We start from the raw sequence: 14,528 nt of genomic DNA on the forward strand, positions 1-14,528 counted from the left end.
CACCGGCAAAGAAAGCCGCTCCCGCCAAGAAGGCCGTAGCTGCGAAGAAGGCTGCCGCACCTGCCAAGGCTGCCCCCGCAAAGAAAGCTGCACCGGCCAAGAAGGCCCCCAAGGCGCCTGCCCCTGCGGCTGCTGCCCCCGCAGCACAAACCACGCTGAACCCTCAGGCAGCCTGGCCTTTCCCTACGGGCAACAAGCCCTGATCCTGGCGCGCCACGCGCTCAACCCGGTGCACAAGCACCGGGTTTTTTTTCGTCTGCATCTTGGTGTGGGCTCTCCCGAGAGTTGCCCGGGGAGCAAGTTGCGCTGTATCGCCCGGCGTAACGCAACGCGGGCAACATTGGCTGAGTGGCCTGAGTGGCTTATACCAGCGGATCGAAATCCAGCGTGTAGTTCTGTGGACCACGCTGCGCGATCTTGAGAGCGCCCACCCGGTTGCCCAATTCGGCACAACGTACGAGTGGCCAGCCCTTTTCCAAACCAAACAGCAGCGCACCGCGCCAGGCGTCGCCACAGCCCGTAGGGTCCACCACAGCGGCAGGTTTCACGGGGGGGACATGGGTCTTGTCACCATTCACCCAGACCTCACAGCCCTCTGCGCCCAGTGTCACCACCAGCCCCTGCACCTTGCGGGAGATATCGGCCAGCGACCAGCCGGTGCGGTCGCACAGCATCTTCCCCTCGTAGTCATTGACGGTGACCCAGGTGGCCTGTTTAATGAACTGGGTCAATTCCTGCCCGTTGAACATGGGCAAGCCCTGACCCGGATCGAACACAAACGGGATGCCCGCCGCGACGAACTGGGCTGCATGCTCCAGCATGGCATCGCGCCCATCCGGCGCGATGATCCCCACGCCGACACTGCTGTCGGCACCAATGCGGTTGGCATGGGCTTGCATCATGGCACCGGGGTGGAAGGCCGTGATCTGGTTGTTGTCACGGTCCGTCATGATCATCGCCTGTGCGGTGTAGGTGTCCTGCACCTGCCCAACGTGGCGAGCACTGATACCCAGCGACTCCAGCCGCTCCAAGTAGTCGGCACCGTCGCTGCCCAGCATGGCCATGGGCAGCGGCTCACCACCCAGCAGCTTGAGGCTGTAAGCGATATTGCCCGCACACCCCCCGAAGTCGCGGCGCAGCGACGGAACCAGGAAGGACACATTCAGAATGTGCAGCTGATCCGGCAGGATCTGCTCAGCAAAACGCCCCTCGAAAGTCATGATGGTGTCGAACGCCAGGGAACCACAAATGAGGGCAGCCATAGATAGTGAAACTCGGTAAGTTGTTGGGAGAAATCAGGGATAGAACGCCAGCAGCCGGTAGCCCGCCACACGTGCACCGCCCGTGGTCACGAGCACCGACACCGAGGTGCCCCACTCCCCCTTCGCGGGCAACTCCGCCGGCGCGGCCATGTCGGTGGGCAACAAGACCCGCCGCAACACGGGCTGGTCCTGGGCATCGGTCAAGGTCAATTCCACCGCAGGCATGGCCAATGGGATGGTGGCGGTGCTCTTCATCGTCAGCGCCAGCTGGTAACTGTCGCCGCGCGCCTTGTTGAAGGAAGAACTGTCGATGACCACATCGGCAATCTGGCGCACAGGAGCAAGCTCGCAGCGCAAGGGCTCGCACAGTTTCACCAGCCAGGGGCGGGTGCGAGCGTCCAGCGCGGCAATGCGGTCGCGTTCCTGCACGGCAATCTGCAACGCCAAGCCCAGCAGGGAAATAAAGAACACCAGCCCCAACGCCATCCGCACGACAGGTTTGCGCCAGAACGCCTTACGGCGCGCAGCAAGCACAAAACTGACCTCGGGGTCGGACTCCTGGTCCTCGGCCTCATCGTCGTCGTCCGCGGCACGCCGAGGTCGTGCCCGCAGGATGGCAGCGTGCGACTCGTCCTTCACCAGCTCCATGGCCGGCGTCTCCGGGGCATCCGCCTTGGGCACAAAGTCGACGGAAGGCAGCGGAGGTGCCAGAGCAACAGACTCCGCGACCGGCGCTGGCGCGGGCTTCCGCACTTCGTCCAGAAGCGCGACACTGGGGTCGGATGGCTGCGGCGCCAAAGCCTCAAATGCCTCCGTTGAATGGATAGAACCACCCGACAGGTCGACGAGGCCAGCGGCATCCGCATCCAAGGACGCATCCAGTGTCACTTCGGAATCGCGAAGTTCTGCAAAAGGCAGTTCGTAACCTGCAGGGCTGGGGAGCCCGGTCACCGGCGGCAAAGACCCTCCGGCCAAGCTGCCGGACTCCTCGCCGACAACGGGTGTCACCGAGCCCGAGGGCGCCGCCGCGGCATCCCGATGTCCATGTACAAACCCGTTCGCATCCAATACGGAATCACCGGCGCGTGGAGCCGTGCTGGGTTCCACGACCGGCTCCCGGATCTCCGCAGGCACTGGGGCCGATAGCGTTGCCCCGGCATCCACCGCAGTCGGAGCCCGTGGCGCGCTGTGGGCCCTCCATGCAAAGGGGGCGACGAGGTCATCCCCCAGAACTTCAACAGAGGCTTCCTTGCGAGCGCCTGCCGTGAGAAACGCGGGCACCGCCGGGCTGGGAATATCCAGCACAGGGGCTGCAGGTACATCATGCACCGCGCTGAACAGCGGGGCGTCAACCGTGTTGGTCACCGCTGCCCGGGTAACGGAATCCGAAACACTCCCAGTGACAGGCGTGGTCGCCTTGACGGCATTCGCAGCAGCGGGCGGAGCGGCGCCAGTTGATTTACCTCCGCCCCACGCGCCCAGCGCATCGGGCTTGCGGGCGACCGGGGCTGGGGGCGCCCGCAGGTCCGTGAGAGACACATCGGGCAGCAGCGCTTCAGGCGCCGCCGGCAGCAAATGGGCAGAGGCATCGAATACCTCCTTGCATTGGCCGCAGCGCACCCATCCCTCCGAGATGCGCAATTGGTCCGCCACGACCTTAAAGGTGGTGGCGCAGGACGGGCAGCGGGTGATCTGGCTCATCAGCGAAGGATTGTAGAGGCCATGCCACGGCCGCCAGAACAGCGCTCGCGCACGTTCAACGGCGTGCGGTCATCAGAATCCAGCCATCCTCTGCGTCCGCCACTTCCAGCGGCAGCCAGGGCGCGTAGGCCTCCTTGAGCTCATCTGCCTGGCGCTCCAGAATGCCCGCCAACACCAGATGGCCGCCCGCAGCCACATAGCTGCACAACAGCGGGGCCAACACCCGCAACGGCGTCGCCAGGATGTTGGCCAGCACTGTCTGGTATTCGCCTTGCGCCTTGTCCGGCAGACCTGCTTTGAGTGTGACCTGATTGGCCTCGGCGTTTTGTACGGTGGACTCCACAGCCGCAGGGTCGATATCGACTGCGTCAATGTCCGTGGCGCCGAACTTGGCCGCACCAATGGCCAGAATGCCCGACCCGCATCCATAGTCCAGCACCCGCCCCAGGGGGTTACCCTGACCGGGCTGCGTAGCGCCGTTGCGCGCAATCCAGCGCAGACACATGCGTGTGGTGGGGTGTGTGCCCGTGCCAAAGGCCAGACCAGGGTCGAGCCGGATGCTGCGTACCGCCTGGGCAGGCAGTTCATGCCAGGTAGGTACGATCCAGAAATCGGGTGTGATGTCCACCGGTGCGAACTGCGACTGGGTCAGCCGCACCCAGTCCTGCTCAGGCACCTGGGCCACACCCAGCACCTGGCAGCCCACAAAAAAGTCCTGCACCACCAGCAACTGCTGCGCTTCGCGGGCGGCCACCTCGGAGGGGAACAAGGCGACCACACGGCTGCGCTGCCAGCCATCCTTGGGCGGCGGCATGCCAGGCTCGCCAAACAGCGCCTGTTCGGCGTCGGTCTGCGCATCGGCGTCTTCCACCGATACGGAAAGCGCATCCAGCGCGTCCAGCGCATCGCTGACCGCTTCAATCCGGTCCTCGGGGCACATCAGACTCAGCTCAAACATAGGCGTCTCTCGAAAAAAGTGAAATGCTGGCACCCGTTGCCAGGAGCCAGCATGTGAACGACCTGCAAGTCTGCCCGCTCAGCGCTTGTGCTGCGACAGCCACTCTTCCAGGTAGTGAATGTTGGTGCCACCCGCCATGAACTTGGCGTCCACCATCAGCTCGCGGTGCAGCGGCACGTTGGTGTTGATGCCTTCGATCACCGTCTCGGACAGCGCCGTGCGCATGCGGGCCAGGGCCTGCTCACGCGTGTCGCCGTGCACGATGATCTTGCCGATCATCGAGTCATAGTTCGGCGGCACAAAGTAGTTGCTGTAGGCATGCGAGTCCACACGCACGCCGGGGCCACCGGGTGGATGCCACGTGGTGATGCGCCCCGGCGACGGGATGAACTTGTACGGGTCTTCCGCGTTCACCCGACACTCGATGGCGTGGCCGCGGATTTCGATCTGGCGCTGGGTGAAGGGCAGCTTCTCGCCTGCCGCCACCATGATCTGCGTCTTCACGATGTCCACGCCGGTGATCCACTCGGTCACAGGGTGCTCCACCTGCACGCGGGTGTTCATTTCAATGAAGTAGAACTCGCCGTTTTCGTACAGGAACTCGAACGTGCCCGCACCACGATAGCCAATCTTCTTGCACGCGGCCACGCAGCGCTCGCCAATCTTCTCGATCAGCTTGCGGGGGATGCCGGGGGCCGGAGCCTCTTCGATCACCTTCTGGTGGCGGCGCTGCATGGAGCAGTCGCGCTCGCCCAGGTACACCGCGTTGCGGTGCTTGTCGGCCAGAATCTGGATCTCGATGTGGCGCGGGTTCTGGAGGAACTTCTCCATGTACACCGCCGGATTGCCGAATGCTGCGCCCGCTTCGGCCTTCGTCATCTGTACGGCATTGACCAGGGCCGCCTCGGTGTGCACCACGCGCATGCCACGGCCACCGCCGCCGCCTGCGGCCTTGATGATGACCGGGTAGCCAATGGCCTTGGCGATGCGGCGGATCTGCACCGGGTCGTCGGGCAGTTCGCCCTCGGAACCCGGCACGCAGGGCACGCCCGCGCGGATCATGGCCTGCTTGGCCGACACCTTGTCGCCCATGATGCGGATCGACTCGGGCGTAGGGCCGATGAACTGGAAGCCGCTCTTTTCGACGCGCTCGGCGAAGTCGGCGTTCTCGGACAGGAAACCGTAGCCAGGGTGGATGGCTTCGGCATCAGTCACCTCGGCCGCCGAGATGATGGCCGGCATGTTGAGGTACGACAGTGGCGAGGGCGCGGGGCCAATGCAGACGGCCTCTTCGGCCAGCTTGACGTATTTGGCGTCGCGGTCGGCCTCAGAATAGACCATCACGGCCTTGATCCCGAGTTCACTGCAGGCGCGCTGGATGCGAAGGGCGATTTCCCCTCGGTTTGCGACCAGGATTTTCTTGAACATGCGCGCCTTATTCGATGACGAACAAAGGTTGTCCGTATTCCACGGCCTGGCCGTTTTCGCCCAGGATGCGAGTAACAGTGCCCGACTTGTCGGCCTCGATCTCGTTGAGGATCTTCATGGCCTCGATGATGCAGATGGTCTCGCCTTCCTTGACCTGGCTGCCCACCTCGACGAAAGGCTTGGCGCCGGGGCTGGACGAGCGGTAGAAAGTGCCCACCATGGGGGACTTCACGATATGGCCCGCTGGGGCTGCGGGTGTCGACGGCGCAGGCAGCTCGGCAACTTGTGCAGCAGCGGGTGCGGCGGCCACAGGGGCCTGCACGGGGGCAGCAACGTACTGCTGGACAACTCCCCCGACGCTCTTGACGATGCGGACTTTGCCCTCGGCTTCCGTGATTTCGAGTTCAGAGACGTTCGACTCGGACACGAGATCGATGAGGGTTTTGAGTTTTCGCAGATCCATGGAAGCTCCAACGGCTATAAAACTGAATAGGGCGCGAATTTACTCCAATTTCACCCTATCGCAGTCTTCCACCCGCATTTTTCATGAACTTCGGCATGGGAAAGTGCCGTTTCATCGAGAGAAGACAGGTCGAGAACCCCTCTACAGCCCGTGTATATGGGCGCGCATCCTCAACGCAAACCCGCCCAGAGCTGCAGGTCTTGGGTGGTCACTTGCCCCATTTTACGATGCAGCACTTTCCCCTCCCCGCCCAGGACCACCGTGAACGGCAGGCCTCCTGTCAGATTGCCCAGCGACCGTCCCAGATCCGTGCCGCCCAAACCGGCCAGCCCCACGGGAAAATCGAGCGGAATGCGCGTCAGAAACTTGCGCACCGCCGAAGGCTGATCAATCGCCAAACCCAGCACTTGCCAGCCTTTGGCAGATTGTTCGCGATAGAAGGCGTTGAGCATGGGCAGCTCTTCCACACAAGGTGGGCACCACGTGGCCCAGAAATTGAGCAGCAGCGGCTTGCCCGCCAGGGACTTCATGGCCACAGCGCTACCGGCGGGCGTTTCAAACTCCAGCCCCCAAAGCGCCTGCTCGGCCCCCGGCTCCACGGCATGGGGCTGAAGCTTCCACCATGCGAAGCCCGCGCCACCCAGAGCCGCAGCCCCAGCCACCCCCGCATACAACAGGCGCCTGCGCGCTGCCGAGGGAGCGGAGGCATCGGGAGTCACCGGGGCGAGAGATTCAGCAGGCTGTGTCATGGGGTCGTGGTTTCCTGAAGCAAGCGACGCACGGCCGTGATGTCACCGCGCGGTGTCCGGCCCTTGGCGTCGGGTTTGAGCGCACCCCGCAGGTCGTCCAGGTCATAGATGAGCAGGTGCACACCGATCATTTCATTGAGCTCGGGCGATTTGCTGCCCAGGCTCAGCGCCTCCACCGATTCGCCATGAAAGCCGGTTACCGTGCGGGGTTCGTAGTCCACATGATGATCGATCAGCGCGATCTCTGCCGATTTGGGGTCATCACAGAACAATTGCAGGTAAATGTCTGACAGGCGCGTGGCCGTGCCGTGCCACACCGCACCCGCCAGATGCGGCCGAAAGGCCGCCATGCGATCCATCCATACCAGGGCCAGCTGGCGTAACGCCCGCAGCTCGCGCGGCTGGGTGTCGGCACAGAAGAGCTGGATGTACTCCCGCACCGCCTCTTCTACCAAGTCGTTGTCCGGCAGCGGGGTGCGGGCTGGCAGGCCCATCTGCCGCAGCGCTCGGCGCTTGGCGGGGCCCCATTCCAGCCCCTCTTCCACCACCAGGCGGGCGGTCGTTTGGGCGATTTCTTCGCTCAGGGGTGTGTGCATGGCAGCGGTGGGGAACTAAAGAACCTGCATTGTGGCGCGAAGCCGTGACACGGCGGCCGATGACCCCAGGCCGCACTGGCGACCCAGACAACCGGCGCGCAGGGGAACTACTATTTTGAGAGCACCTCAGGCAGACAGAGTCGGCACCTGCAGTCCTTTTTGCCTTGAAGGAGGCACCCACCCCCCGGCCTTAGAATCTGCGCCCATGCATATACACATACTGGGCATCTGCGGCACGTTCATGGGAGGCCTCGCGGCCTTGGCGCGCGAGGCAGGGCACAAGGTGACGGGCTGCGACGCCGGGGTCTACCCACCCATGAGCGACCAGCTCCGCGCGCTGGGCATCGACCTGATCGAAGGCTTCAGCGCCGACCAGCTCGCGCTTCAGCCCGACATGTTTGTGGTGGGCAATGTGGTCAGCCGCGCCCGGTTGGCCGACGGCTCCCCCAAGTTTCCGTTGATGGAAGCCATTCTGGACGCAGGCCTGCCTTACACCAGCGGCCCCCAATGGCTGGCCGAGCATGTGCTGCAGGGTCGCCATGTGCTGGCCGTGGCTGGCACGCACGGCAAGACCACCACCACCTCGATGCTGGCGTGGATTCTGGAGTCGGCCGGGCAGCAGCCGGGCTTTCTGATCGGCGGGGTGCCGCTGAACTTTGGCGTGTCCGCGCGCCTGGGCGCTGCGCAGCGCCCCGCGCCAGCCGCCACGCCGCTCGGCGCCGCACCGCTGTTCGTGATCGAGGCCGACGAATACGACACCGCCTTTTTCGACAAGCGCAGCAAGTTCGTGCACTACCGGCCCCGCACCGCCGTGCTGAACAACCTGGAGTTTGACCACGCAGACATCTTTGACGACCTGGCGGCCATCGAGCGCCAGTTCCACCACCTGGTGCGCACGGTTCCTCCGTCGGGGCGCGTGGTGGTCAATGGACTGGAAGAAAGCCTGGCCCGCGTGCTACACACCGGCTGCTGGAGCGAGGTGACCAGCTTTGGCGCCGCCGTCAGCGACTTTCACGCCGTGGGTGACCCGCAGGCTTTTGACGTGGTGCACCAGGGGCAAACCGTGGCGCGCGTGGAATGGTCGCTGACCGGCGTGCACAACCAGCTCAATGCGCTGGCGGCCATCGCGGCGGCCCACCATGTGGGCGTGGCGCCCGCACAGGCCGCAGCCGCTCTAGGCAGTTTTCAGAACGTCAAGCGGCGCATGGAGCTGCGTGGCACGGTGGGCGGTGTGGCCGTCTACGACGACTTTGCCCACCACCCCACGGCCTTGCGCACCACGCTGGACGGCCTGCGCCGCACTCTAGGCGCCGGCGCACGCATCCTGGCGGTGTTCGAGCCCCGCAGCAACACCATGAAACTGGGCGCGATGAAAAGCCAGCTGCCCTGGGCGCTGGAGCCCGCCGACCTGGCCTTTTGCCACACGGCAGGGCTGGACTGGGATGCTGCGCAGGCGCTGGCACCGCTGGGCGTCGGACCCGGCCAGCGCGCGCAGACGGCCCCGGACATCGATACGCTGGTGGCCCAGGTCACCCAGGCCGCGCGCCCGGGCGACCACGTGGTGTGCATGAGCAATGGTGGCTTTGGCGGCATCCACGCCAAGCTGCTGCAAGCACTACAAAAATAATAGCTACTGGCGCATATTCCACTAGCGCTAGCAGCCAATTTTTATCAAATGGCGTTCAAAACGTGACCGCCATGCCCGGCACGTCCACCCGCACGATGGGCTTGGCCAGTGCGGCGCTGGCGGCACGCGCAAAGTCGCGGGACCAGGTGGGGTCTTGCATCAGCGCCACACCGGCGGCGCGGGCCACGGTCAGCACCTTGTCGGCCAGCAGCACCTTGCCGCTGGCGCGCAGAGGCTCGCAGTCCAGCGCGATGAACTGATCGTCGAGCCAGCGCCGCCCCGCCTCGTGGGCCATGGGCTCGGCGCCCTCCAGATCAAAACGGTATTCCTGGTTTGCGGCCAGTTTGACCGACACTTCGCTGTGCATGATGGATCGCCTTTCTGTGTTGTTGCGGTGACTGGTGACCGCTGCTGCACGCAGAGTGCGTGCAGCAAGCGGCCCCAGTTTAGACCTTGCAATGGAGCCAGCGATCAGCGGGCGCGGCGCGCCTTGACGGCGTCCGACAGCTCGGCCAGCGCCTGCAGCGAGGCGTCCCAGCCCAGGCAAGCGTCGGTGATGCTCTTGCCGTATTCGAGTGCCGAAGGATCGTCCTTGCCAGGCGTGAACTTCTGGGCGCCTGCGGTCAGGTGGCTTTCGATCATCAGGCCGAACACGCTGCGCGAACCACCCGCCACCTGGGCCGCTACGTCGCGGGCCACATCCAGCTGCTTTTCGTGCTGCTTGCTACTGTTGGCATGGCTGCAGTCCACCATCAGGGTGGCTGGCAGCTTGGCGGCTTCGAGGTCCTTGCAGGCGGCGGCCACACTCGCAGCGTCGTAGTTGGGCGTCTTGCCACCGCGCAAAATCACGTGGCAATCCTTGTTGCCCTTGGTGTTCACGATGGCCACCTGGCCGTTCTTGTGCACCGACAGGAAGTGGTGGCCCCGGCTCGCCGACTGGATGGCGTCGGTGGCGATGCGTATGTTGCCGTCCGTGCCGTTCTTGAAGCCGATGGGGGCCGAGATGCCCGAGGCCAGCTCGCGGTGCACCTGGCTTTCGGTGGTACGCGCGCCAATCGCGCCCCAGCTGATGAGGTCGCCGATGTACTGGGGCGAAATCACGTCCAGGAACTCGCTGCCCGCGGGCATGCCCAGGCGGTTGATCTCGATGAGCAGCTGGCGCGCAATGCGCAGGCCTTCATCGATGCGGTAGCTTTCGTCAAGGTAGGGGTCGTTGATGAGTCCCTTCCAGCCCACGGTGGTGCGTGGCTTTTCGAAGTACACGCGCATCACGATTTCGAGCGTGTCGGCGTACTGGGTACGCACGGCCATCAGGCGGCGGGCGTACTCGACAGCAGCGGCAGGGTCGTGGATGGAGCAAGGGCCAATCACAACCAGCAGGCGGTCATCTTTGCCAGCCATGATGTTGTGGATGTTCTTGCGGGTCTGGGTGATCAGCGACTCGACCGGCGTGCCGCCGATCGGGAAGAAGCGGATCAGATGCTCGGGAGGAGGCAACACGGTGATGTCCTTGATACGTTCGTCGTCGGTCTGGCTGGTTTTCTCGACGCTGCGGTACCAGGCATCGCTGGTGGGGTTGGTAGTGGCCGTCATGGTTGCTTCCTCGTGGAGTCGGTTGGAGTGGATGGAAAAACGGGAGGGCTGAAAAACAAAAACCGCCGGGCTTTGCAGCGTCGGCGGTTGGTATGGGGAGGTTGTGTGTGCTTGCGCGTTTTCCTCTCATCCGCCGGGGACCGAGATAAAAAACCAAAAATAAAACGCGCTGCGAACTTGCATGGCAGCCAATGTAGCACAGGAGTGCGCCGGTTCGGCACCCTCCGTCTGTTGCGAGTACACGACACGCGCCCGCTTACAACACGTGGCGCCCCGGCCATTCACCGCCGGCCGCCCCGAAACCATGCCCGCAAGCGCTGCAGTGCCGAGGGCTTGCGCGGCGGCGGCATGTCCTGCAAATCACTTGCCGGATTGCTCTGGTGCTCGTACATGTCAATGAGCAGCAACGCCTCGCCCAGCGTGCGCCAGGCCAGCAGCTCGAACTGGTCGAAACTGGCGCTTTCTTTGGTGCTGCGCTGCTCAAGCATCGACTGCCAGTCAGCAATGGCGTTGCGCAGCTCTCGCAGTGCGCGCTGGTAGGCGCCAAACTCGTACAGCGCGTGCCACGCAGAACCCAGGCCGGTCAAAAACAGCTGGTGCTCACGCGCACTGTGGGACAAGGCCACCACGCGGCGGGTGATTTCGGTGGTGTCGGTGCTGGTGCGGCGGGTGCGCACCGCCTCGTCGATCTGCGTGGACAACACGCCCAGGCTGTCACGCAGCTGGCGCGAATCCTCGTCCGCCACGCCCTCGCGCAAGAAGCGGCTGATATCTCCAAACGACTGGAGCGTCAGCAGTTGACTGGGGCGCGTGGCGGGCATGGTGTCACCCATTGTGCGCTGGCCAATGCGCAGTACAAGCCCCGAAAAGCAGGTGAAAACGCGAAGTCACGCACCACCCAAGGTCTGCCGACAGACTGCCAACGCAACCCTCAGGCCGTGCCACCCACCGTGAGACCTTCGATGCGCAGCGTGGGTTGCCCCACGCCCACGGGCACGCTCTGGCCTTCCTTGCCGCAGGTGCCCACGCCGCTGTCCAGGCGCATGTCGTTGCCGATCATGGTCACTTTTTTGAGCGATTCGGGGCCACTGCCGATGATGGTGGCGCCCTTGACGGGGTACTGGATCTTGCCGTTTTCCACCCAGTACGCCTCGCTGGCCGAGAACACGAACTTGCCCGAGGTAATGTCCACCTGCCCGCCCCCGAAGTTGCTGGCGTACAGGCCCTTCTTGATACTGGCGATGATCTCTTGCGGGTCCTTGTCACCGCCCAGCATGTAGGTGTTCGTCATGCGCGGCATGGGGATGTGGGCATAGCTCTCGCGCCGGCCGTTGCCCGTGGGCGCCACGCCCATCAGGCGGGCGTTCAGAGAGTCCTGGATGTAGCCCTTCAGGATGCCGTCCTCGATCAGTACGTTGCGCTGGCTGGCGTGGCCTTCGTCGTCCACATTCAGCGAACCTCGGCGGTCGGCAATGGTGCCGTCGTCCAGCACCGTGACGCCCTTGGCCGCCACACGCTGGCCGATGCGGCCGCTGAACGCGCTGGAGCCCTTGCGGTTGAAGTCACCTTCCAGCCCGTGCCCAATGGCCTCGTGCAGCAGGATGCCGGGCCAGCCCGAGCCCAGCACCACGGTCATCTCGCCCGCCGGGGCGGGGCGGGACTCCAGGTTAACAAGGGCCGCATTCACGGCCTCGTCCACGTACTTACCCATCTGCTCGTCGTCGAAATAGGCGAGGCCAAAACGGCCGCCGCCGCCTGCAGAGCCCATCTCGCGGCGACCGTTCTGCTCGGCAATCACGGTGACGGACAGCCGCACCAGGGGGCGCACATCCGCCGCCAGGGTACCGTCGGCGCGCGCTACCAGCACCACGTCGTATTCGCTGGCCAGCCCGGCCATCACCTGTGCCACGCGCGGGTCCTTGGCGCGGGCGCGCTGCTCCAGCCGCTCCAGCAGCGCCACCTTGGCCGTGCTGTCCAGCGAGGCAATGGGGTCCACGCCCGGGTACAGGCTGCGGCTGACTGCTACCTTTTTGGGAGCTACTCGCGCTTTACCTGCCTGCGCTGCAGTCGAAATAGATCGCACAGTGCGGGCCGCATCCAGCAACGAGGCCTCCGAGATGTCGTCCGAATACGCAAAGGCGGTCTTTTCGCCACTGACGGCGCGCACTCCCACGCCCTGGTCGATGCTGAAGGAGCCGGTCTTGACGATGCCTTCTTCAAGACTCCAGCCTTCGCTGCGGGTGTACTGGAAGTACAGGTCCGCATCGTCCACCTGGTGGGTGCGAATTTCGGCCAAGGCGCGGGCAAGGTGGCCTTCGTCCAGGCCAAAAGGGGTCAGCAGCAGTTCACGGGCAACATCGATGCGCTGGCTGGTGGCCGCACGCTGGGGCGCGGCAGTGGTGGAGCGGAAAGTCATCAAAGCATTTTAGGCGCCCGACCAGCCCTTGCCCGGGTGGGGGCCACATGCCCCTATGTGCACCCGGCGCACCTTCAGCGCCGCCCACCGCGTCAGGTGGCCGTATGGTCGTCAAGCCCGGCCTCGGCCGCATGGGCTTGCACCGACTCGATGCCCGCGTCCCGGGCCTTGGCACCCGAATACATCTGGCTTTGGCCAATCACCTGGCCGTTAGCGGCTTTCAAGGTGAAATACGGCGCACCGTTCTTGGCGCTGAGCCGCCCAAAGCGGCCGTCGTTGGGGGCATTTTTGCGCACCGCTTCGATGCCGTTCAGCGCGCTGGCGCGGGACTCGTACATCTCACTGGTCAGGATGACCTGGCCGTTGGCGGCCAGCAGGTTGAAGACAAACTTGTCGTTTTTCGACTTCTTGAGCTCAAACTTCGCCGCCATGGGAAACCCTCCGGATGCTGAGCGACCAAAACACGGTTGGCCAGCCGGTTTGTACCCCGAGGGCGTGCTGCGGGCAACCGCTTGCACAAGGCCCTACAGCGCAGCAGGGAGAGGAGGGTCCTTGGTCTCCTGCTTCTGGGACCGCGCCACCGACATCAGGATGCCCAGTGCCAGACCCAGGGTGACCATGGCCGTGCCGCCATAGCTGATGAAGGGCAAGGGCACGCCCACCACCGGCAGGATGCCGCTGACCATGCCCATGTTCACAAAGGCATAGGTGAAAAAGATCATCGACACTGCGCCCCCCATGAGACGGCCGAACAAGGTGCTGGCGCCCGCCGCGATGGCCAGCCCCCGCCAGACCAGCAGCAGAAAGGACACCAGCAGGAACAGGTTGCCTGCCAGGCCAAATTCTTCGGAATAGGCGGCAAAGATGAAGTCGGTGGTGCGTTCGGGGATGAACTCCAGGTGGGTCTGCGTACCCGCCATGAATCCCTTGCCCCACAGCCCTCCAGAGCCAATCGCGATCATTCCCTGGATGATGTGAAAGCCCTTGCCCAGCGGGTCGCGGGTGGGGTCCAGCAAGGTGCAGATGCGCTGCTGCTGATAGTCGTGCAGTACCACCCAGCGCACGCCGTCTGCGCACAGCTGGTCACCCAGCAGCACCAGGGTAGCGATGCCCACACCGCCGATCAGCACCGGCGGCAGGATCAGCTTCCAGGACAGGCCCGCAAAGAAGATCACCGACAGCCCAGCCGCCAGCACCAGCAGCGAGGTGCCCAGGTCAGGCTGCTTCATGACCAGGCCCACCGGAACGGCGAGCAGCAGGCCCGCAGCCGCAAAGTCCAGCGGGCGCAGCGTGCCCTCGCGCTTCTGGAACCACCAGGCCAGCATCAGCGGCATGGCGATCTTGAGGATCTCACTGGGCTGGATGACGATGCCCACGTTGATCCAGCGCGTCGCCCCTTTTTTGGTGATGCCAAACAGCGCCACCGCCACCAGCAGGGCCACGCCGGTGAGGTACAGCGGCACGGCACAGGCCATGATTTTCTGGGGGGGTACCTGGGCCACCATGAACAGGATGGCCCCGGCGATGAGCATGTTGCGCCCATGGTCCACAAACCGCGTGCCGTGGTCATAGCCCGACGAATACATGGCCAGCAACCCGGCGCTGGCCAGCATCAGCACCAGCAACAGGAGGGGGAGGTCAAAGCCCCGGAACAGGGGCGCCAGACGCTGGACGAGCGTGGGCTTTTCAAAAACGACGGCCATCCCCCGATTATCGGGCGGATGCCGCACACCAG

At 64.4% G+C, this 14,528-nt stretch carries 14 protein-coding genes and 1 pseudogene; 2 read left to right on the forward strand and 13 right to left on the reverse strand.

The window, feature by feature from the left end; all coding sequences use genetic code 11:
* Positions 1–203, forward strand: a pseudogene (locus ACODSM_RS11175) (histone); the annotation flags it as partial.
* Between the two features lie 159 nt (positions 204–362).
* Here the strand turns inward: ACODSM_RS11175 and ACODSM_RS11180 are convergent.
* From ACODSM_RS11180 to ACODSM_RS11210, 7 genes are all read right to left on the reverse strand, one after another.
* Positions 363–1,262, reverse strand: coding sequence for a carbohydrate kinase family protein (locus ACODSM_RS11180; protein ID WP_488805308.1), 900 nt, complete (start codon positions 1,260–1,262; stop codon positions 363–365).
* A gap of 33 nt (positions 1,263–1,295) precedes the next feature.
* Positions 1,296–2,963, reverse strand: a complete 1,668-nt coding sequence (locus ACODSM_RS11185) for a zinc-ribbon and DUF3426 domain-containing protein (RefSeq protein WP_488805309.1) — start codon at positions 2,961–2,963, stop codon at positions 1,296–1,298.
* Between the two features lie 55 nt (positions 2,964–3,018).
* Complete coding sequence (prmA, locus tag ACODSM_RS11190) at positions 3,019–3,921, reverse strand: 50S ribosomal protein L11 methyltransferase (RefSeq protein ID WP_015015627.1); 903 nt, start codon at positions 3,919–3,921, stop codon at positions 3,019–3,021.
* A 78-nt stretch (positions 3,922–3,999) separates the two neighbouring features.
* The gene (gene accC / locus ACODSM_RS11195; RefSeq protein ID WP_209818176.1) at positions 4,000–5,349 is read right to left on the reverse strand and encodes an acetyl-CoA carboxylase biotin carboxylase subunit; all 1,350 of its coding nucleotides are present in this window, start codon (positions 5,347–5,349) and stop codon (positions 4,000–4,002) included.
* Between the two features lie 7 nt (positions 5,350–5,356).
* Entirely contained in the window at positions 5,357–5,812 is a 456-nt protein-coding gene (gene accB / locus ACODSM_RS11200; RefSeq protein WP_488805310.1) for an acetyl-CoA carboxylase biotin carboxyl carrier protein, read from the reverse strand.
* Between the two features lie 170 nt (positions 5,813–5,982).
* A complete protein-coding gene (locus ACODSM_RS11205) occupies positions 5,983–6,561 on the reverse strand; it encodes a TlpA family protein disulfide reductase (RefSeq protein WP_488805311.1) in 579 nt (192 codons plus the stop codon).
* Positions 6,558–7,157: a hypothetical protein gene (locus ACODSM_RS11210; protein WP_060985131.1), complete on the reverse strand. Its 600-nt coding sequence runs from the start codon at positions 7,155–7,157 to the stop codon at positions 6,558–6,560. Before ACODSM_RS11210 ends, ACODSM_RS11205 begins: the two co-directional genes overlap by 4 nt.
* Positions 7,158–7,362: 205 nt before the next feature.
* Here ACODSM_RS11210 and mpl point away from each other — a divergent pair, with 205 nt between their 5' ends.
* A complete protein-coding gene (gene mpl / locus ACODSM_RS11215; RefSeq protein WP_488805312.1) occupies positions 7,363–8,784 on the forward strand; it encodes a UDP-N-acetylmuramate:L-alanyl-gamma-D-glutamyl-meso-diaminopimelate ligase in 1,422 nt (473 codons plus the stop codon).
* 55 nt (positions 8,785–8,839) lie between these two features.
* On the opposite strand, the gene ACODSM_RS11220 is transcribed toward mpl, so the two are convergent.
* From ACODSM_RS11220 to rodA, 6 genes are all read right to left on the reverse strand, one after another.
* Positions 8,840–9,151 (reverse strand): hypothetical protein, encoded by a 312-nt coding sequence (locus ACODSM_RS11220; RefSeq protein ID WP_015015633.1) that lies wholly within the window; start codon positions 9,149–9,151, stop codon positions 8,840–8,842.
* 104 nt (positions 9,152–9,255) lie between these two features.
* Positions 9,256–10,377 carry a 3-deoxy-7-phosphoheptulonate synthase gene (locus tag ACODSM_RS11225; protein ID WP_110960226.1) on the reverse strand — a complete coding sequence of 374 codons (1,122 nt, stop codon included), beginning with the start codon at positions 10,375–10,377 and terminating at the stop codon, positions 9,256–9,258.
* A 281-nt stretch (positions 10,378–10,658) separates the two neighbouring features.
* Positions 10,659–11,198, reverse strand: a complete 540-nt coding sequence (locus ACODSM_RS11230; protein ID WP_110960394.1) for a hypothetical protein — start codon at positions 11,196–11,198, stop codon at positions 10,659–10,661.
* Between the two features lie 110 nt (positions 11,199–11,308).
* The gene (tldD, locus tag ACODSM_RS11235; protein ID WP_488805313.1) at positions 11,309–12,793 is read right to left on the reverse strand and encodes a metalloprotease TldD; all 1,485 of its coding nucleotides are present in this window, start codon (positions 12,791–12,793) and stop codon (positions 11,309–11,311) included.
* Positions 12,794–12,885: 92 nt separating this feature from the next.
* Positions 12,886–13,224: a YegP family protein gene (locus ACODSM_RS11240; protein WP_488805314.1), complete on the reverse strand. Its 339-nt coding sequence runs from the start codon at positions 13,222–13,224 to the stop codon at positions 12,886–12,888.
* A gap of 93 nt (positions 13,225–13,317) precedes the next feature.
* Positions 13,318–14,496, reverse strand: coding sequence for a rod shape-determining protein RodA (rodA, locus tag ACODSM_RS11245; protein WP_488805315.1), 1,179 nt, complete (start codon positions 14,494–14,496; stop codon positions 13,318–13,320).
* Between the last annotated feature and the right edge of the window lie 32 nt (positions 14,497–14,528).

The organism is Acidovorax sp. FG42 (assembly GCF_057809195.1).